This window comes from Parasphingorhabdus halotolerans, assembly GCF_012516475.1.
Lineage (GTDB): Bacteria > Pseudomonadota > Alphaproteobacteria > Sphingomonadales > Sphingomonadaceae > Parasphingorhabdus > Parasphingorhabdus halotolerans.
Map to the genome: position 1 here is coordinate 3,026,146 of NZ_CP051217.1, position 18,431 is coordinate 3,044,576.

Annotated in this window: 16 protein-coding genes and 1 pseudogene; 9 read left to right on the forward strand and 8 right to left on the reverse strand. The window is 54.0% G+C overall.

The window, feature by feature from the left end:
• Positions 1-10 precede the first annotated feature (10 nt).
• Both HF685_RS14850 and HF685_RS14855 read right to left on the reverse strand, forming a co-directional pair.
• Entirely contained in the window at positions 11-355 is a 345-nt protein-coding gene (locus HF685_RS14850; RefSeq protein ID WP_246218649.1) for a thermonuclease family protein, read from the reverse strand.
• 257 nt (positions 356-612) lie between these two features.
• Positions 613-1,719: an acyl-CoA desaturase gene (locus HF685_RS14855; protein WP_168820660.1), complete on the reverse strand. Its 1,107-nt coding sequence runs from the start codon at positions 1,717-1,719 to the stop codon at positions 613-615.
• Positions 1,720-1,985: 266 nt separating this feature from the next.
• Between HF685_RS14855 and HF685_RS14860 the strand changes: the two genes are divergently transcribed.
• Positions 1,986-2,324: a hypothetical protein gene (locus tag HF685_RS14860; protein ID WP_168820662.1), complete on the forward strand. Its 339-nt coding sequence runs from the start codon at positions 1,986-1,988 to the stop codon at positions 2,322-2,324.
• Positions 2,325-2,390: 66 nt separating this feature from the next.
• Here HF685_RS14860 and HF685_RS14865 read toward each other — a convergent pair whose 3' ends face one another.
• The gene (locus HF685_RS14865) at positions 2,391-2,831 is read right to left on the reverse strand and encodes a hypothetical protein (RefSeq protein ID WP_168820664.1); all 441 of its coding nucleotides are present in this window, start codon (positions 2,829-2,831) and stop codon (positions 2,391-2,393) included.
• Positions 2,828-3,232, reverse strand: a complete 405-nt coding sequence (locus tag HF685_RS14870) for a hypothetical protein (protein WP_168820667.1) — start codon at positions 3,230-3,232, stop codon at positions 2,828-2,830. The genes HF685_RS14865 and HF685_RS14870 overlap by 4 nt, the downstream gene beginning before the upstream one ends.
• A gap of 126 nt (positions 3,233-3,358) precedes the next feature.
• On the opposite strand from HF685_RS14870, the pseudogene HF685_RS14875 reads away from it, so the two are divergent.
• From HF685_RS14875 to HF685_RS14900, 6 genes and pseudogenes are all read left to right on the forward strand, one after another.
• A pseudogene (locus HF685_RS14875) lies at positions 3,359-4,656 on the forward strand (cytochrome P450); the annotation flags it as partial.
• 876 nt (positions 4,657-5,532) lie between these two features.
• A complete protein-coding gene (locus tag HF685_RS14880) occupies positions 5,533-7,323 on the forward strand; it encodes a YadA-like family protein (protein ID WP_168820669.1) in 1,791 nt (596 codons plus the stop codon).
• 17 nt (positions 7,324-7,340) lie between these two features.
• Positions 7,341-7,856 carry a hypothetical protein gene (locus tag HF685_RS14885; protein ID WP_168820671.1) on the forward strand — a complete coding sequence of 172 codons (516 nt, stop codon included), beginning with the start codon at positions 7,341-7,343 and terminating at the stop codon, positions 7,854-7,856.
• Positions 7,857-8,002: 146 nt separating this feature from the next.
• Positions 8,003-8,674 carry a DUF4331 family protein gene (locus HF685_RS14890; protein WP_168820673.1) on the forward strand — a complete coding sequence of 224 codons (672 nt, stop codon included), beginning with the start codon at positions 8,003-8,005 and terminating at the stop codon, positions 8,672-8,674.
• A complete protein-coding gene (locus HF685_RS14895) occupies positions 8,674-9,402 on the forward strand; it encodes a DUF4331 family protein (RefSeq protein ID WP_168820675.1) in 729 nt (242 codons plus the stop codon). Before HF685_RS14890 ends, HF685_RS14895 begins: the two co-directional genes overlap by 1 nt.
• A gap of 97 nt (positions 9,403-9,499) precedes the next feature.
• Positions 9,500-10,876, forward strand: a complete 1,377-nt coding sequence (locus tag HF685_RS14900) for a tetratricopeptide repeat protein (RefSeq protein WP_168820677.1) — start codon at positions 9,500-9,502, stop codon at positions 10,874-10,876.
• 38 nt (positions 10,877-10,914) lie between these two features.
• Here HF685_RS14900 and HF685_RS14905 read toward each other — a convergent pair whose 3' ends face one another.
• Together HF685_RS14905 and HF685_RS14910 are read right to left on the reverse strand one after the other, a co-directional pair.
• Positions 10,915-13,272: a serine/threonine protein kinase gene (locus HF685_RS14905; RefSeq protein WP_168820679.1), complete on the reverse strand. Its 2,358-nt coding sequence runs from the start codon at positions 13,270-13,272 to the stop codon at positions 10,915-10,917.
• Entirely contained in the window at positions 13,269-13,817 is a 549-nt protein-coding gene (locus HF685_RS14910) for an ECF-type sigma factor (protein WP_168820681.1), read from the reverse strand. The genes HF685_RS14905 and HF685_RS14910 overlap by 4 nt, the downstream gene beginning before the upstream one ends.
• Positions 13,818-14,132: 315 nt before the next feature.
• Here HF685_RS14910 and HF685_RS16150 point away from each other — a divergent pair, with 315 nt between their 5' ends.
• Complete coding sequence (locus tag HF685_RS16150) at positions 14,133-14,288, forward strand: hypothetical protein (protein WP_211051243.1); 156 nt, start codon at positions 14,133-14,135, stop codon at positions 14,286-14,288.
• 281 nt (positions 14,289-14,569) lie between these two features.
• On the opposite strand, the gene ppc is transcribed toward HF685_RS16150, so the two are convergent.
• On the reverse strand, positions 14,570-17,278 hold the full coding sequence (ppc, locus tag HF685_RS14915) for a phosphoenolpyruvate carboxylase (RefSeq protein ID WP_168820683.1): 2,709 nt from the start codon (positions 17,276-17,278) through the stop codon (positions 14,570-14,572).
• 128 nt (positions 17,279-17,406) lie between these two features.
• A complete protein-coding gene (locus HF685_RS14920; protein ID WP_168820685.1) occupies positions 17,407-17,847 on the reverse strand; it encodes a tetratricopeptide repeat protein in 441 nt (146 codons plus the stop codon).
• A 147-nt stretch (positions 17,848-17,994) separates the two neighbouring features.
• Here HF685_RS14920 and HF685_RS14925 point away from each other — a divergent pair, with 147 nt between their 5' ends.
• Positions 17,995-18,330 carry a hypothetical protein gene (locus tag HF685_RS14925; protein ID WP_168820687.1) on the forward strand — a complete coding sequence of 112 codons (336 nt, stop codon included), beginning with the start codon at positions 17,995-17,997 and terminating at the stop codon, positions 18,328-18,330.
• The last annotated feature ends 101 nt before the right edge of the window (positions 18,331-18,431 follow it).

The window sequence follows — 18,431 nt, forward strand, 5'->3', positions numbered from 1 at the left end:
TGAAGACTTATTAGTCACACCAATTGCCGCGTCTTCCGGTCCATGCCATAGCAAGTTTCTTGTCGATCAATTGCCGCCCCAGGGACTGGCCATTGCGCTCGACTATCCGCAATGAACGGCCGTAACGATCTTGATTACGACCCTTTTGCTGAAGTTGAACCGGTCCGAGATTGAGTAGGGTGATGAAGGCACTGGTCGCCCGTTTCCCAAGAATATGCTCGCGCTCGCATCGGGGTTGAAATGTTTCTGGCGTATCAATGTCCGCAAGACGGATTTTTTCGCCATTGAGCCAGAATGTATCTCCATCGACAACGCAGTTTATCCTTGGTGCAGAACTGCAAAGTTGGAATTGCACAAATGATTTATCCGGCGCGCTTACAGCTGTCTGAGGCGAAAGCAGGCATAGAATGACGGAACTTTTTAGCCATGTATGAATGAATCGAGCCATGCATCGGCGTAAAATGCGTGACGAGAATATGCAGTGGAGGTTTCATCGAAAATGGTAACGCCAATAAATTGACTGGGACTCACGACCGGGTTACCGGGAGTTTAGAACAACCGCCGCTTCATTTCGGAGCAATGTGGAGCTTCCACATAGCCGAGGAGTTGTGATCAGGCTTTTGTCAGCGCCGCTTCCGTCGTTTCGCTGCCGCTATCATTTTTTGCGTCTTGAAACATTAAGCCACCATCAGCCTGCGACATTTCTTCCGGTTCGCGCGACGCTTGTTTTGCGGCCAGCTTCTTTTCCTGAACCCAGTTGCCCGTTGAATCGCGCACATATTTGGGAGCGCGCTGCACGTTCCAGACCAGACCCATTTTTTCCCAAAGCGAGATGATATAACCGTTCACATCCACTTCCCACCACATCATCCCGGCATAAGCGCTGCGCGGGTGCTGGTGATGGTTATTGTGCCAGCCATCGCCAAAGGTCATCCAAGCCATGAACCAGTTGTTGCGGCTGCCGTCTTTGCCTGGAAAGCGTTGGGAACCAAATACATGGCCGATGCTGTTCACACCCATAACAAAATTCAGGAAGAAGAAATTGCGAAAAAATCCACCGATTAGGATGGTTCCGATAATATGTTCCGGACCGCCAAACATCAGCGCCCAGATCGCGGGAAAGATAATGCTCGAGAATATGGCAATGCCCCAACGATGTTTGTGACACCACAGCACCTGCGGGTCATCAATCAGGCCCTTGCCGTACACATTCATATCCGAGGTCGTATTGTCAAATAGCCAGCCAAAATGCGCGATGCCGAGGCCTTTCCATTTGGACATTTTTTTGCCGTGGCCGTCAATATAGGGGCTGTGAATGTCACCAACCCGATCAGAAAAAGCGTGGTGCCGACGGTGATCGGCCGCCCATTTCAGCACTGAGGCCTGACAGGCCATTTGCGCCATGATACCGATCGCGAGCCGCATTTTGGGTCCGGCTTCAAACGCCCGATGCGTATAGAAACGGTGATAGCCAATGCCGACGCCCATGTTGATCAGAATATAACCGAAGAGAAATGCCGACCATTCGACCCATCCTGTAGCATGGGTCAGTGTCCAGTAGAGCGCGCCAAGCGAGCCAAGCACCATTGAGGATAGCAGGATGCCATATTCAATTCTCTTGGCGCGTGCCGCCGGCCCGCCGATGATTACACCGTGTTGCGGGTGGGCTTGTTCTGGCTCGTAAGATTCAGGCTGGATGTCTCGAAACGCAGTCGCCATGGTCGTGCCCCATTTACTAAATTTACTAATAGGATGCTTACCGCGTTTTATAGCAGATTACAATTATCTTAACCTTTAAATGACTTCGCGAATCTGAATCGGCCTTTAATGTCAATTTCGCGTCAGATATCGGCAAGTGCTGCTGACCCAAAAGCACATTCATCGCTCTGGTAGTGCAGTTCGGCGTGTCATCGGCGCCGTTCATGAACCGGCAACGCTGTCTCGCTTGTTATTGCGGTATCGATCATTCGATAAGGAGAAAATCAATGAAATATCGTGAATTTATCGTTTCGATTTCCGTTGCAACGCTCATTGCCGTTCCGGTTTCGGAAGCGTCTGCACATAGGTCCAAGCACGGCAACCATGAACCAATTTTAACGCAGCCGATAGCTAACGTCGAAAATAACTACTGGTTTGATTATCTCTCCGATATTCGCGAGGCTGAACATGAGCTTACGAAGGATCTGCGACGCGCAACCGATGAAGAAGATCGTCGCGATGCCTATGAGGAATATCGCAACGAGATCGCCGATGCGAACAAAGATTATCGCAAGGAAATGCGTGAACGCGGATATCGTGTTGGTCGCGTAACCGTTGGCAATTAATCCCTTTTGACAGGGTGAAACAGCCGGGTGGGGCGCCCTGTGCTCCACCCGGCTACTGGTAAAAGTCTATTCTATCGGATTGCCCGTATTGCTTTTTTCGGCCGAACGTGGTGCCGGGCGAACGGAGCGCTCAATCGGCAGTTGACTTGCTGCTGCCGGTCTGGCTGCAGGACGGGAAACAGCTGCTGCTGACGGACGGTCTTGCTGGACCCGTTGTGGCTGCTGTTGCGCCATTGTTGGCCGTCCGGGCCTCTCCGCTCCAACCGGGCGATTCCCTCGCCCGACCTGATTGCCGCCGTTTCCGGCTCTGCCCCGGCCCGCGCCATCGCGATTGCCTCTTTGTGGTACCGTGTTAGCCTGGCCGATAGTTGAGCGATCAGTTGTTCCTGAATATCCGCGTCGCTCTTCTCTGCGTTCCCGCCGTTCAGTGCGCTGTTCCGGGGTTAAATCGCGCCCACGTTCGCGATATTCGGGGCGATATTCGGCGCGACGTTCACCGCGATTCATTCCGTCATTGCGGCCCCCGCGACGGGCGTGTTGCGTGCCATATTGCGCCCGGCGATGAGCCCAGTAGCGCCGGTGGTTGTTCTGCATCTTGTACCGCGAACCAACCCGGTCAAAAATATAATAGCCGTAGCCAGGATAATAGTAATTATCATACCATCCGCCGCCAAAGCCGATATTGGAGAAACCGTAGCCATAATCGCAGGTATAATAATCGTCAAAGGGCGCATAAGGATCGCAATCATAGCCGCCCCATAACTATTGGCATAACCGCCATTCACATAGCCATCACCATAATATCCGGCTCCCACGCCCAGTCCGCCATAAGCGCAGCCGCTTAGTCCTGCGACCAATCCGGCCAGCAATGCTGGTCTGAACGCACGTTTGATATTGAATTTTGCCATGTCTATTCCCCTGTTATCAGGGCCTAGCGCTTCACTTGCTGCCGAGTCCCGATTATTTTCAGCCTGTCGCAATATGTAACGATTCGCGATTGAATAGCTTATGAATGGAGTGTCTTGCTGACATTCATGAAAGTAGCTACAACACTTATTAATGCAACCCTTTCAGGAGCTTTTACCTTGGCCAGCGCAGCGATCAAACCCCATGGTTACCCGTTTGAAGAATCCGCCAACCCCCATTGGGTGAAATCGCCGAGCACAGAACAACTGGCTCATATTCCGGGTGAAGCGGGCCTGCCCATCTTGGGTAATACGCTCGCCATTGTGAAAGACCCGATTGCAGTCGGCCAAAAGATGGTCGAGAAATATGGTTCGGTTTATCGCAGCTATGCGTTCGGAAAATGGAATGTCATGCTGCTAGGCGCCGATGCGAACGAGCTGGTGATGTTTAACAAGGACAAGATTTTCTCCAGCGAACAGGGTTGGGGACCGGTGCTCAATAATCTCTTTCCGCGCGGTCTGATGCTGATGGATTTCGAACGCCATCGCGCCGATCGCAAGGCGCTGTCGGTCGCTTTCAAGCCCGGCCCGATGAAGCATCACTGCAAGGTGCTGAACGAAGGCATTATCGAGCGCGTCGCCGAATGGGGTGATAGCAGTTTTAATTTCTATCCGGCGATTAAATCGCTGTCCCTTGATACCGCGGCATCGTCGATCCTTGGTATTCCCTGGGGACCGGAAGCGGACAAGATTAACAAGGCTTTTGTCGATGAAGTGCAGGCGTCAGTCGGCGTTGCGCGCAAGCCCATTCCGTTCACCAAGATGTGGCGCGGCGTGAAAGGGCGGGAATATCTGCTGAGTTATTTTACCCCTGAAGTGAAGAAGCGCCGCGAAACAGGTGGCGAGGATATCTTCACCCAGATTTGTCTCGCGACCCATGAAAATGGAGACTTGCTGACCGAAGATGAAGTTGTCGATCACATGAACTTCCTGATGATGGCGGCGCATGACACGATCACCTCTTCGGCGACCAGCATGACCTATTTGCTCGCCAAGCATCCTGAGTGGCAGGAGAAATTGCGGGAGGAATGCCTGTCCGTAGCGCCCGCCGGCCGGCCTTTGTCCTATTCCGATCTGGACCAGCTGCCACTGACTGAAATGGCGTTCAAGGAAGCGCTGCGTCTGATCCCCCTGTGCCCAGCATCCCGCGTCGGGCGATCAAGGATTTCACCTTCCGAAACTTCACCATTCCCGCCGGTACCAATATCGGAATTGCGCCGCAATTTGTCCACAAGATGGAAAAACACTGGCCAGACCCGGAAAAATTCGATCCGCTGCGCTTCACGCCCGAGAACAGCGCCGGTCGCCACAAATACGCCTGGGTGCCTTTCGGCGGTGGCGCGCATATGTGCCTGGGGTTGCATTTTGCCTATATGCAGATCAAGATTTTGATGCATGCGATGCTGACAACCAACCGCATCATGCTGAGCGGCGGCCCGGATTACGAACCCAAATGGCAAGTGTTCCCCATACCCCAACCAAAAGATGGCCTGCCTGTGCGGCTCGAGCGTCTGTAGCGTTCAAAGGCTGGGTAAAAGATCCGTTGATCAAGTCGTTTCGCGCTATCCCGCGCTATCCATAGTTTACACCAACTGGCGCTTTTGTTTTCTGTGGCCTTTGCTCCCACCGTTAGTTTTTCTGGGTTCCCGCGACCCATGTCGGCGGGAGAGTTTTCAAAGCATGGCATTTAAAGCGGGCATGCCAGAGAACGATAAATCCCCATTTTCCAGTCATATTATTATCACATAATAGAGATGATTAACCGACGGAAATAAAAATCCAGAAAATTCTGACCTACTTTTTCGCGTTTTCGCGCTTTGCGTAATGAGGTCGCGAAAAATTTGGGTTTTTATCTGTGGGGGTAATGATCATTTTGCCAGTCTGTGCGCTAAGCCGGGCAGTCAATGTTTCAATCGCGACTTCCATTCAAAACCTGGTGAATATTGTAGACGTGGATTCTGCCCGACCTGGCAACGGCCGGGCAGGCCGTTTGGTAAGCAACGGAGAGTTACGAATGAGAAATACCAGAGCAAATTTTAGTACTGTATTTCACTGTTTGACACTTAGTTACGGGCTGTGATATTATTTTGTTTGGGTCGCAATAATATAGACAGCGCAAGCAGGCGCGATGATATTTGTCTTGAATTGCATCTATTTCCGATTCTGCTTCGTTGCTTTTGTTGTGGTTATGTCACCTGGTGGCAAGTCCACTTCGTCGATCTGACTTACAGGGAGCTGAATTAATGAACAGGATAAATGCAAGAATAAGCCGTGCCGTGATGGTTGGTGCTGGTTTGGGCGCCATCGCCATAGCGACACCAGCCTGGGCTGACGCGACCGCGCCGTGTAACGAAAATGCGGGACCTGATGGTATATTGGGCAATGCGGATGACCCGGTTAATACACTGGAATGCGGCGTTGGCTCTTCCAGCCCTGGAGATGGATCAGTTGCTGTTGGCGGCGGGGCCGTCGCTGATGGCGTAGATGCCGTTGCCGTGGGTAGCGACAATGCTGGAGGTGCTCCAGCGCGCGCGATCGGTAATTCCACGACTGCAATCGGCGGAGAGGCACTCGCTATGGGCCCCGGCGCGACGGCTCTGGGTTGGCGATCGGTTGCCAACGCCGAACGCGCAACCGCGCTTGGACATCTTGCGCAGGCTACAGGATTGCGATCAACGGCAGTTGGTGAAGCGGCTATGGCGATGGGCGAGACATCGGTTGCAATGGGTAACCTGTCGGTTGCTGATGGCGTTGATGCGGTTGCGATTGGCGACAAAACTGTTGCGCGCGGCAATTCGACCACAGCTGTGGGCGGCGAGGCAATGGCCAATGCGCTTGCAGCTACGGCCTTTGGTTGGCGCTCAATGGCAACGGCTGAACGGGCTACGGCACTAGGACATCTGGCGCAGGCGACCGGCGTGCGCTCTACCTCTGTTGGCGAAGCAGCACAGGCTATCGGTGAAACATCTGTGGCAATCGGCAATCAGTCTTCTGCAACCGGCATTGATGCTATTGCCATTGGTGATCAAACAATAGCCAACGGCAATTCTACAACGGCGGTTGGCGGCGAGGCGTCCGCTAATGCTTTAGCTGCAACGGCCTTTGGCTGGCGCTCAAGGGCGACAGCGGAACGCGCAACGGCATTGGGGCATCTAGCGCAGGCAAACGGTTTGCGGTCTACCTCGGTCGGTGAAGCCGCACAGGCGAACGGCGAGACATCGGTTGCAATGGGTAACTTGTCCTTTGCCGACGGCAGCGATGCTATCGCAATCGGTGACCAGACGGTGGCAGCCGGTAATTCGACAACTGCGGTTGGCGGAGAAGCAAGGGCTGTTGGTATTGCGACGACTGCTTTCGGCTGGCGTTCGGCCGCGCTGGCAGAGCGAGCCACTGCGCTGGGCCATCTGGCCACTGCCGGAGGGATTCGTTCGATCGCAGTAGGTGAGGCGGCCAATGCCGGCGGTAATGGCGCGATTGCGCTGGGGAATCAGTCTTCAGCTGCTGGCGTCAATTCCATTGCTATCGGCAATGGTGCCAGCGCCACCCGGGACGGGCAGGTAGTTATCTCCAATCTTGGCACCAGCACTGCGGCGCAAGCCGGAACCTTGTCGGTTGTGACAGCCGATGCCAACGGAACGCTCGGGTTGAGCACGGGATTTGCCAGCAGCGCGTTGGTTGCAGCGAATACCGCACAGATTAATGCCAACCGTGGTTTGATAAGTGGAAATAGCGCTGCAATAAACGCCCTACAGGGGCAAACGACTGCATTGTTCAACCTCTCTGAAGTCAACCGTCAGGGTATTCGCAAGGCCAACGAAGGTGTTGCGATGGCGCTGGCAATGGAATCGCCAGTTCTGCTGCCGGGCAATACGTTCGGTGTTGCTGGCGGCTTCGGCTATTTTGAAGAGCGCGTTGCCGGGTCAGCATCCTTCGCTGCGCGCATTGGTGACAATGCGGCCTTTACCGGCGGCGTTGGCATCGGTTTTGATAGCGGTGAAGTTGGCGCCCGTGCAGGCTTCCAATTTGCATGGTAAGCACAGCTCATAAACTTATGAACAAAGTACCGGGGCATTTTGTTTCGGTACTTTTTCTTCTGGCACTATTGGTCTTCGCAGCACCTGCGCCATCAAATGCGCAAAGTACTGAACCGCCGGTTGCCAGTCAGCCGGTCCCCAATGGTCTGGAACTCTCCAAACTCATCTGGAGCACGATGGCCGCGATTGATCATGCTAACCAATCCGGGAATTATTCGGTGCTGCGGGACAACGCGGCACCCGGTTTCCAGATGCTCAATAACGCTTCCAATCTATCGCAAATTTTTACCAGCATCCGCGAAAGCCGTATAGATCTGTCGAACACGCTGCTGCTCGCACCAATGTATTCGGCGCCGCCAACGGTCGTGGAAAGAGACGTTATCCGCGTGCAAGGTTATTTTGGGCTGCGTCCGACAGCTATTTCTTTCGACCTCTATTATCAGTGGGTGCAAGGCCGTTGGCGGCTTTACGGCGTTTCCATTGGACAAGAGAGCATTGCTAAAATTCAACCGGAGGTTCCACTGAGGAAGTAAATTTTTGAAATCAGGTAAAGTTTTGCGGGAGCATATCGCTGCTGATTACCAGTCAGGGAATCTCTATTGGAAAGATCCTCTGGTTCGTTTTTGCTCCCGTCAATCATCGGACAAAATGTCCGGAAATTAAGGAAGGAAGGGATAATATGAAAATCAATCTCAAAGCGCTTTTTGCAGGAGGGGCCGCAATACTGGCGATCCCGCTGGCCCTGCAGTTTGCAGAGCAACGCGCTCCGGCAGCGGATCATCTTGATCCTCCGGCGCGGACTAATCCCGCTTCGGATACAACCCCCGATGCTGCTGCCGATATTGCCGACATTTATGCATTTCAGGACGGCGCATCAACAATCCTGATCCTGACCTTTGCAGGTCCACAGGCTACTGACCGCCCGGCAGTATATGACCGCGATGTGCTTTATACGCTTAACGTCTCAAACGCTACACCGCGGACGACAGCGAACTTCCCGATAACCTTCCAGTTTGGACAGGACATGGGTGCTAACGGCTCGCAATTTGGTATCAGGGTCCGCAATTTGCCCGGCGTTACCGGAGACATTACGGGAGCGGTTGAAACCGATTTGGTGAAAGACGGCGTCAGGGTTCGAGCAGGGCTGTTTGATGACCCGTTCTTTTTCGATTCCCAGGGTTTCCGTGAAACTGTAAGTACCGGCACGCTGAGCTTTAACAATCAACGCGACTTTTTTGCTGGCCAGAACATCAGTGCGGTCATCATTGAAATCCCCACCAGCCGGCTAGCCAACGGCACGAATCCTGTCGACATATGGGCGACAACAGCGAGATTTGGAGGACAACTCTAATGACAAAACTCAATATAAAATCCGCAATCAAGGTAACTCCATTAGCATTAGCCATACTGATGGTTGGCTGTGGGGACAGTAATAACACCGCAGTGCCACCGCCGGTATCTCTTCCCGGACCGACGCCGTCTCCTGCGCCGGCACCAGCGCCGACTCCGGCGCCAACCGGCTTTAACGTTCAGCCATGCCTTGACCAGGTTATTCCGGGCACTGGTGGTACCACTGTTGCGGGTGCCGTTATCCCTGACACGTTAACGCTGAACCTTGCTGCGCCGTCTGGCTTCCCAAATGGGCGTCGCCTGCAAGATCCCGTGATTGATGTGACGCTGGCAGTCATTTTCCTCAATCTGGGTGTGCATAGTCCGGCGCTTTTCGCAGGTCTTCCGGTCAATCCGGCAGCCAATGACAGGCCCTTTCGGACAAGCTTTCCTTATCTTGCTGCACCCCAGGGGACGCCGCCACTCAGCGGCACATCGGGGGTGAATTTCAACTTCAATAACAGCCCGGCCGCGGCCTTTGCCAGAGTAGATCGGGCAGGGATGCCGGCGGTTTCGACCGCGCTGATCGGTGCCAGCAGAAGGAATGCATATAATGATGCTAACCCTGCCGACGATGTCGCCGGTCAGTTTGTGCCTGACCTTGGAGGAACATTGACGGGGCTGACCAACGCTCTGGCCGATGATTTGACAGGTCTCGGGTTGACACCTTGCGCGGTTCCAAGAACGTAAAACTTTTGGCCGGTTAAATCCGGCCTTGGATAAAAAGGTTGGGGCGCGTCATCACCTTGACGCGCCTCTTACTGACAACAGAAAGCGCCTATCCTCCATGACCGCAATAGCTCATCCGCCATCAGCGTCAAAACCTGTTTCGCGCAAGCTGCCGATGGCGTTATTGATTTTGCTTGCCGGTTTGCTGATCGCTTTCCTGACCATTTTTTTGACAAAATCCGAGGCGGAACAATTTGACCCGCTCGACGAAAATTTGCCGCTCGCATTCGGGCCAAAAAATTTCGATGCCGCGATTGAAAAACTAGACCAGCGGGTCGATCTCAACAAGGAACGCGTGGCACGTGACGGCGAACAATGGTCCTACCAGGAAGGGTTGGCATTAGCTGCCCTCTCCCGCGCCCAATTGTCAGCTGAATTTGAAGATTATCTTCTGGCCGCCAAGTCTATAGATCGTGCGGCTTCACTGGCACCGGAAGGCGCTGGACCGGGATTGGCAATCGGCGTCGTCAATCTTAGTCTCCATCGCAACCGGAAAGCGGCGGAAGGCATCGAGTTGGCAGCAGCTTCGGTTGTCAAGCCGGATGTCGGTGATCTTGTCGAACTCGAGGCCATGCGTGGTGACATCGCAATATATGGCGGTTATTATTCCGTGGCTTTTGAACATTTCGAAAGAGCGACGGCGCAGTTGAAGGACGCCGGGACATTGTTTCGACTCGCCAACTGGCACAAATACCGTGGCGAATTCGACCAAGCCATTGCGCTGTATAACGATGGCGCGAAAATCGTCCGCTCGCGTACACCACAACGTCTTGCCGTTTATCTTTTGCAAATTGGCGCTTTGGAATTGCAGCAAGGCAACTGGGATATAGCGCGCCGCTATTTTGAACGGGCTGATGCGGTTTTTCCTGGCTACTGGCTATCGCAGGCGCATGTTGCACAAATGGATGCTGCACAGGGCAATTTCGCAAAAGCTGAAAAAGCGTATCTCGATATTATTGCCAGAACAGATAATCCTGACGTGATGGCGGCGCTGATCACGCTGTACAAGCACGAGGGCCGCGATCGCGAAGCGACGGTATGGTCCAAGCGCGCCGGGGCGATATGGGACAAGCGGGTCAACCTGCTTCCCGAAACCTATTATGACCACGCGTTTGACCATGCGATGGGTGTCGGAGATGTAAAACTGGCTCTGGCGCTGGCGCAAAAGAACTACACCGCCCGACCCTATGGCGATGCTGCGATAGGCCTGGCGCGGGGACTGGTCGCAAATGGCGAACCGGGGCAGGCGATCAGCTTGCTCGAAAAGCAGGAAAAAGCAGGATGGCGCTCGGTTGAGCTATTTGCGGCTATGGCGAACGCCTATGAGGCAGTCGGTATGGATCAAAAGGCGACAGAGAAAAAAAACAGGACTCTGGCAATCAACCCGAAGGCTTTTACCGAGGCTGCTGGCTTGCTGGCATTTGGCAGTCACTAAGAGGGATACAACCAGTAAAGAAGCTGATCGCTCCAGTATCAACAATTCTTCGATGCATGCTGAGCGTAGGCATAGGGCCGGTTGCGATCAAAGTCGCTCATTTCCCAGCGGCTATCCAATGCTTCAAACTGCACAACAGATAATTTGAAATACCGGCAGGCTTCTGTCTGTTGACCCGACCGTTTGTAGATGTCGCCAAGGTCCTTGTACTGGATCGCGACGTCCCGAAAATAGCCTGACTGGTCGGGATGGTCGGTTGAAAGCTGCTGACGAATAGCCAGCATAGCCCGCCCATTTTCGATCGCTTCTCCAAACCGCCCGGCAGAGGCCAGTGTCAACGCCCGTTGTCCTCCAGCTATGGCAAGCAGGCGCAGGCTCCCGAGATCTTGGGCATCATGAGCCACTAGCCGTTGCATGATTGCATAGGACGTATCAAGCGCCGGTATTGCTTCTTTGGTCCGCCCGAGTTCATCCAGAGTGCCTCCGCGCATAAACTCGACACCAGCCAGATCGCGCTCCATTGCTACCGATGCAATACCGCGTGCAATCGCACCTTCGAGCAATTTTCTGGCAATATCAGCTTGCTCTACTGTCTTTTCTTTATCATCCATAAAATGGTAGTTTTTGGATTTCTGGCGGTAGACTTGGGCTTCCGTCCGGATAGCGTCTTCGGTTTTACGGATTGCCGGACCCAGTTCTCTAAATGCATCCAATGCGCGATCAAAATTGGCAAGGGCGGTGTCTGGCTGTTCCAGCCACATGAAGTTTTCTCCTTCGGCCAGAAAAGCTTTCGCACGTCCCAGAGTACATTGATCCTTGTCGGCACAATCACGATCCAGGATTTTCCCGATGGACTGCGCGAAGACTATGCCTGCCTCATAGTCTTCGGTTATGTGCACCATCGTGCCGGATCGCTTGAAACGGAGTTCTGCGAGCGCAAGGGCGTTAGCTTCGCTGGCAGGATTTGCTCTATGGAGAGCGGTCAGGATTTCGTCAGATCGTCCATAGTTGCGTAGGGCCTCATCACGCAAACCTAGCGTCCCGCCGCCGGTACCCCCAATGACATCAGCAAGGCGCATATAGCCAAGTCCCGCCTCCAGCTTTACCGCATCGGGCGCATTGGGATCTGCGGCCAGAGTATCGAGATATTTCTGGGCAGTTTCTGCGAGTAAACGGCGAGCAGAGGTCGACCCCGGCACGGCGTTGACCGTATCATAAACCTCGAACATCATGATGTTTGCAATTGAGCGGGTCTCGCGAAATCGTTGTTCTGCCTCTGCGCGCGCATTTTCAGCTTGATTATAAGCCCATCCTATTCCGCCTATTCCGCCAAGCAATGCTAACGAGATTGCCGCTGTTGCACCGACTATAATGCGCTCGCGGCGAACAAATTTACGAAACCGGTACCATGCGGAACTGGAATAAGCTGCGACAGGGCGCTGCTCCTGCCAGTCGATCACAGCCTCTTTTAGCGCCGAAACCGTCGGATACCGTTCCGCCGGATCGGGTTCTTGCGCCTTTTCCGATATGGCAGTCAGCTCTGCGGGCATTTCGTCGCCCAGTAACGCCTTGAGAAGCGAACCCAGCGAGAAAATATCGATCAGTGTGTTGGCCTCGACGCCCGCCATGCGCTCGGGTGCGGCAAATCCCGGTGTCAGACTCAATCCGCTGAATGTGGAAGCCGCACTATCCTCTCCTTGTGCAGTCTGTGGACGGGAGATGCCAAAATCGATGAGCTTTGCCTGGTCCCCCTCGGCAACCAGAACATTGCTTGGAGTAAGGTCGCGATGAATCACAAGATGCTGGTGGGCGAATTCAACCGCATCGCAAATTTGCAGGAACAACCTCAACCGGCGATCAAAATCGGGGTTTTGTTGCTTGATCCACGTTGTGACGGGGATGCCATCGACATATTCCATAACGATATAGGGAGACCCATTTTCGGTCTCGCCCCCATCATAGAAATGGGCAATGTGCGGATGGTTGAGCTGCGCGAGTATCTGCCGCTCTCGCCGAAAACGGCCGATAAGGCTTTCCGATATCAGCGCTTGCTTAATTACCTTAATCGCGACGACATGTTCAAAGTCATCGGAAGCGCGCTCTCCGAGAAAAACGGCACCCATGCCACCGCGACCGAGCAGGCGCAAAATACGGTAGGCGCCAATCTGCTTTGGCAGAACCTCATCGTATTCATGGTCAGCGGCACCGCCCGTTCTAAGCGCAGCAGACGAATGGTGATCCGCAGTAAGCAGTTGCAAAGCGCGCTGGCAAACTTCGTCCGGTGCGTCTAGATAATTTTTGATGAATTCTTCGCGGCTGGCTTTAGGTTGTTCCATCGCGGTTTCCAGCAGCTCCATTGCCGCCAGTTCGATCGCTGCCGGGATCGCGCGTTTCATCCGCTCAGCCGATCTTGCAGCCACGCCCTGGTCGATGCCCAACGGCGTTGTACAGTCTTTTCCGAGATATCAAGCACAACCGCAATGTCCGAAATAGACATTCCGCCAAAAAATCGCATTTCAACGATGTCAGCGCGCTGGGGATGGATATCTTTCAGCTCCATAAGGAGCAGGTCCAATTCCATCAGCTCAATCGGCAATTTCCATTCGGCGATGTTGGTGACCAACGTGACTTTCTGGTGATCCCGTTTGTTACTTTTTTTGGCACGCGCATGGTCGACCAGCACCTGACGCATAATCCGCGATGCTATTGCCAGGATATGCGCCTTGCTGGTCAGCTGCATTTTTTTCAGTCTTGAAATCTTGATCACTGCTTCGTTGATCAAATCTCCGGTCGAAAGAGACGAATTGCTTTCCTGCGCCAGCTTCGCATACGCAATAATCCTTAGTTCCCGATCCAGATCCTTCAGCAAGAGGTTTCCGGCAACGCGGTCGCCCGATTGCCAGTTTGCCATCAGGTCGGTGTGATCAATTGCCCCAGCCAAGTAATACTCCTTAACTGCATTTCCAATATGATTTTTTGTGAAGATGTACCAGCGATTTACATTGTATCGCCAATATTTACCGGAAAACAAATTTGAACGGCGCGAAATTTGTGGCCGTGCAACCTCGATTGCACGGCCTGTCCAGGCGGGTCGCATACCCGGACAAAGGGAATAGGACTGAAGGGAGAGATATTGAGACGGAAACCTTACCCTGTCGTTTTTGCATGCCTTAAACATAGTAAAGACCCGGCGGTATACTTGTCAGAGACGATGTGCCGCATGCCGAAGACGCTGCGATTGGGTGAGCGGACCGGAATGAAAGTGCGCGAAAAAGTGTTGCAATATGGAATGGCAAAATCAAAACTTTCCCCACAGGTAAAATCCAGCATTTTTGTGGCCTTGTTAAGCAAGGCGCAAAGAGTGGCGAAAATCGGACAATTTTTCTGTATAGAAGGGCCAAGCTGGCAATAAGTGAGGATTTGGAGCATCCAATTGAGCCGAATGTCTAGCCGGGTCACCGTCATAGATTGGTATCATAGCGCTTTATGATTGAACGCTTGGGAGAACTTGGTTTGACGCTGAACGACGGCAATCGGGGCGCTTGCCGACAGCGAGCAATTTGATCCTCAATCAGCTCTTTTGCGTCAATAGCTAATTCGCGGGTACGCTATCGAATTGGCAGGCAAGATGACTTCAGGGTGGGACGATGCCGCCGGAACTTTGCTGCGAACCAGTATTCTGGAAGCTTGTTCTCACCCGCTATTGCGCAGCGCGGTTGCTATGGCATTGAGCGATAACTGTATGCCTTCGCCAATCCGCGGGTCATCTTCTCCGGCGCGCAGGCGTTTCATCAACTCTATCTGGAGGTGGTTGAGCGGCTCGATATAGGGCAGGCGCAGTTCGATGCTGTTGAATAGCGAAGGGGATTTCGCCAGCAAATGCGGCTGGTCGGTGATTTCGAGCAATATGTCCCGTGTCTGATCCCAACCGGCGCGGATGCGGTTGAAAAACTTCTGCCCCATATCGCGGTCTTCGACGAGTTCAGCATAGCGTGCGGCAATGCCCATATCGGATTTTGCCAGAACCATTTCCATGTTCGAAAGCGTCGCCTGAAAAAACGGCCATGACTGCGCCATCTCCTTAAGCTTGGCCTTGTCATCGAACGCCGCCAACGCTTGCCCGACACCGTACCAGCCGGGCAGCATCACCCGGGCTTGTGCCCAGCTAAACACCCACGGAATGGCGCGCAGGTCTTCGATCTTGTCTGATTGCGTACGGCTGGCGGGGCGCGAACCGATTTTGAGTTTGGCAATCTCGGTCAGCGGTGTCATCTGGCGGAAGAACGTGCGGAATGCATCGTCACTGTAAACCAGATCACGATATTCGGTGAAGGCGACCTGCGAGATTTTTTCCATCGCAGCGGCGAAATCCGCCTGAACCGCTTGATCGCTTTTATCGGGTTCGAGCGAGTTGAGCAGCACCGCAGAGGTCATCGCTTCCAGATTGGATTCCGCGCCCGCCTGTGTGCCATATTTCGCGGCGATAACCTCGCCCTGTTCGGTGATGCGGATGCGCCCGGCCACTGTGCCCTTGGGCTGGGCTTTGATCGCGCCAAAAGCAGAGCCGCCGCCGCGCCCCACAGCGCCGCCGCGCCCATGGAATAGCTGCATCTTGACGCCGGCTTTGGCAAATATCGGCGTCAGCGCATCACTGGCCTTGAACAGGCTCCACGTTGAAGTGAGATAGCCGCCATCCTTGTTGCTATCCGAATAGCCGATCATCACTTCCTGATGGCCACGCGTTTTGGCCAGTGCGAGCATTTCGGGGATCGCGAAAAATTCGGTAATTACATCTGGAGCATTTTCCAGATCGGCAACGGTTTCAAAAAGCGGTACGGCCATGACAGGGCAGATGGGCGCTGCGTTTTCATTTTCCGGCGCGCGATACAGGCCAACCTCCATCAGCAGCACGTAAACCTCCAATATATCCGACACGCTTTCGCCGTTGCTGATATTGTAATTGGTGATGACCTCGGGGCCATATTTCTGATGTGCTTCTGCAGCGGCGCGGATGATCGAAAGTTCCTTGGCGGTCTCTTCGCTGTAGTCGGCCCACGGGCTCACCAGCGGGCGGTTATTCGCCAGCTCGCCGCGCAAGATTTCGACCCGGCGGGCTTCGTCCTGCGCGAGATAATCATCCGCGACACCGGCTTCTTTCAGCAATTCTGCAACAACACGCTCGTGAAAGCGGCTGTTCTGGCGCATATCCAATGTCGCCAAGTGGAAGCCGAAAAGCTCGACTGTACGGATTAGGCGGCCCAAGGCACCAGAGGTTGCGAATACGCTTTGTTTTTCCCCTTTTGCTCCGCCACCGCGCAGACCGTGGGCAAGAACCGCCAGTTCGTCGCGCAGTTGCTGGGGGTTGTCATAAGGCTCAGCCTGAATTGGCGACGGCCGCCCGGGAACATGGCCGCACAGTTTCAAGTGAGTCGCCGAGAGCCGCGCGTAAATCCCCGATAGCGCCCGTCGGTACGGTTCGTCCTTGCGGCTGAGCGCATCATCGCCGCTTGCGTCAGCAAGCGCTTCGACCTCGTCCGGCACTTCGGCCAGTTCCGTGGAAATGGAAAGTTCCGCCCCCATCGCGTGAACGCGCGACAGATAATAGCCGATCACGGTTTCAGCCGCGCGGGACAGCGCCTCGCGCATCGCATCGGCATCGACAAACGGATTGCCATCGCGGTCGCCGCCAATCCAGCTGTTGAGTTTCAGGAAATTGGGCAGGCGGTGGCCGAGCACTTTCTCCCATTTGCCGTAAAGCTTTGGCAGCACCGGCAGGAACACGTCCTTCATGTAGCTTTGGGATATCTGCACTTCATCGGTGACAAACAGCCGTTCGCGGCGGAGCGGCCGGGTTTGCCAGAGCAATGCAATTTGCCGCATGATCGCCTCGTCCAGATCATCACCCTCGGTCGTCTCCGCGTCGCCATCGTCTTTCATCAGCAGCAATTCGGCAATCCGGGCCTTGTGGTCGATCATGCTCTTGCGGCGCACTTCGGTGGGGTGGGCGGTCAATACAGGCGCGATCAGCGCATTATCCAGCAAGGCCAATATCGCATCTTTGTCGACGCCTTCGCTGGCGAGCAACTGAACCGCCTCAACAACGCTCGCTCCCTCTTCCGCCGCCACGCCCTGCCGGTCCTCAGCGAGATTGGCGAGCAAGGAAAACAGCATGAATCCGCGCACAAAGGCAAGCGTCTCGTCCAGCGACAGCGCATCCAGCCCCGGATCAATCGCGTCCGCATCCGCCAGGCCCCGGTGGCGATCGACGCTAGTCGAGCGGATATATTCCGTGCGGCGGTACAGCTCATCCCCGCCATAGCTGCGAATGACATCGCCGAGCAATTTGCCGAGATATTTAATGTCAGGATTTTGACGGACGGTAAGGGAAGGAGTGTTTGTCATCTTGACGTGCTGCACTGCAACCGCAAAAAGGTCAATAGCATATTACCAATTACATATACCAAAGTATCATACCAATTTAACCAGAAGCCGATCAGGATTAGCGAGCAAATTTAACGAGCCAATCAAGTCTACTCCACCATTGGAGGCGTTTTTGGTTCCACGGTGCTGATAACCCTTGATTTCCTGAGCAGAGCTATCGCCCGTTTGGCCACCGTGCGATTGTTCATTACGTTGAACAATAGCTCCTCGGGATCCAGAGCGTCGTCGGTTGCGTATTTCTCCATCAAATTATTCCATGCTTCCTTCGATTGGGGTATCATTCCGTTTGCAGCATAGACCATCGCCATCGTCATATCGTAATAGGGACCAACGCCAACGTTTGACGGCACGATGCGTTCTGCCACGTCGAGCGCTTCGCTTTTTTTGCCTTTTTCCAGCAAGGTCAGCGCCAAAGCGGTTTGCGCGATTAGCGAACCCTGCGGATCGAGCGCGATCGCCTGCCGCAAATATTGCTCTGCATCGGGGTCACCACAACCAAATAAATAGGCACCTGTCTGCTCCGTATCCAACGATCATACTCGGGTCGGTTCAATGCTGCCCACGGCCTTGGCCGGCCCGGAAATGATCCAGTAAAAAGACAGGTTTTGGTGCTCAAACATCGCGTTTCAGCGATCGGGAGAGCTTTGTTAATCGTAAACGGAAAAGGAGACATAATCGTGATCAAGCCATTGAATAGCGCCATTGAGCGGAACGAGACAATTCACTGGATGCTTTTGAGCGCTTTGGCTGTCGGCACAGCCCTGCTGATTTCGCTTCCGTCTCCGGCAGCGCAAGCAGCTACCTCGACAGACATGCAGTCCAGTCACTCGAACGGTGCGCACGTTCAGGCCGTTGCAAGCGCCGTCATCAGAAGCGGTTTTGCCACAACCGGCGGTCGCGCGCAGACTGACCGTTCTGAGGGAACTCTTTTCGCAGCGCAGATTACAAAGACATCTTGCGATGCAGAATCCAATTACACCAACTGTTCCATGTACATTACGGAGATGCAATAATGAACAATTCTTATCAATTGCCAATTTACCGGGGCAATCGCTTGGCGAAATTCATGAACATTCAATGTTCAAGTGAAGCGCATCAAAGACAGATCGACCGT

Excerpts from the sequence above, each read along its gene's own strand:
- HF685_RS14855 (WP_168820660.1), bottom strand. The coding sequence starts at position 1,719 with ATGGCGACTGCGTTTCGAGACATCCAGCCTGAATCTTACGAGCCAGAA.
- HF685_RS14860 (WP_168820662.1), top strand. The coding sequence starts at position 1,986 with ATGAAATATCGTGAATTTATCGTTTCGATTTCCGTTGCAACGCTCATT.
- HF685_RS14865 (WP_168820664.1), bottom strand. The coding sequence starts at position 2,831 with ATGAATCGCGGTGAACGTCGCGCCGAATATCGCCCCGAATATCGCGAA.
- HF685_RS14870 (WP_168820667.1), bottom strand. The coding sequence starts at position 3,232 with ATGGCAAAATTCAATATCAAACGTGCGTTCAGACCAGCATTGCTGGCC.
- HF685_RS14880 (WP_168820669.1), top strand. The coding sequence starts at position 5,533 with ATGAACAGGATAAATGCAAGAATAAGCCGTGCCGTGATGGTTGGTGCT.
- HF685_RS14885 (WP_168820671.1), top strand. The coding sequence starts at position 7,341 with ATGAACAAAGTACCGGGGCATTTTGTTTCGGTACTTTTTCTTCTGGCA.
- HF685_RS14890 (WP_168820673.1), top strand. The coding sequence starts at position 8,003 with ATGAAAATCAATCTCAAAGCGCTTTTTGCAGGAGGGGCCGCAATACTG.
- HF685_RS14895 (WP_168820675.1), top strand. The coding sequence starts at position 8,674 with ATGACAAAACTCAATATAAAATCCGCAATCAAGGTAACTCCATTAGCA.
- HF685_RS14900 (WP_168820677.1), top strand. The coding sequence starts at position 9,500 with ATGACCGCAATAGCTCATCCGCCATCAGCGTCAAAACCTGTTTCGCGC.
- HF685_RS14905 (WP_168820679.1), bottom strand. The coding sequence starts at position 13,272 with ATGAAACGCGCGATCCCGGCAGCGATCGAACTGGCGGCAATGGAGCTG.
- HF685_RS16150 (WP_211051243.1), top strand. The coding sequence starts at position 14,133 with ATGAAAGTGCGCGAAAAAGTGTTGCAATATGGAATGGCAAAATCAAAA.
- ppc (WP_168820683.1), bottom strand. The coding sequence starts at position 17,278 with ATGACAAACACTCCTTCCCTTACCGTCCGTCAAAATCCTGACATTAAA.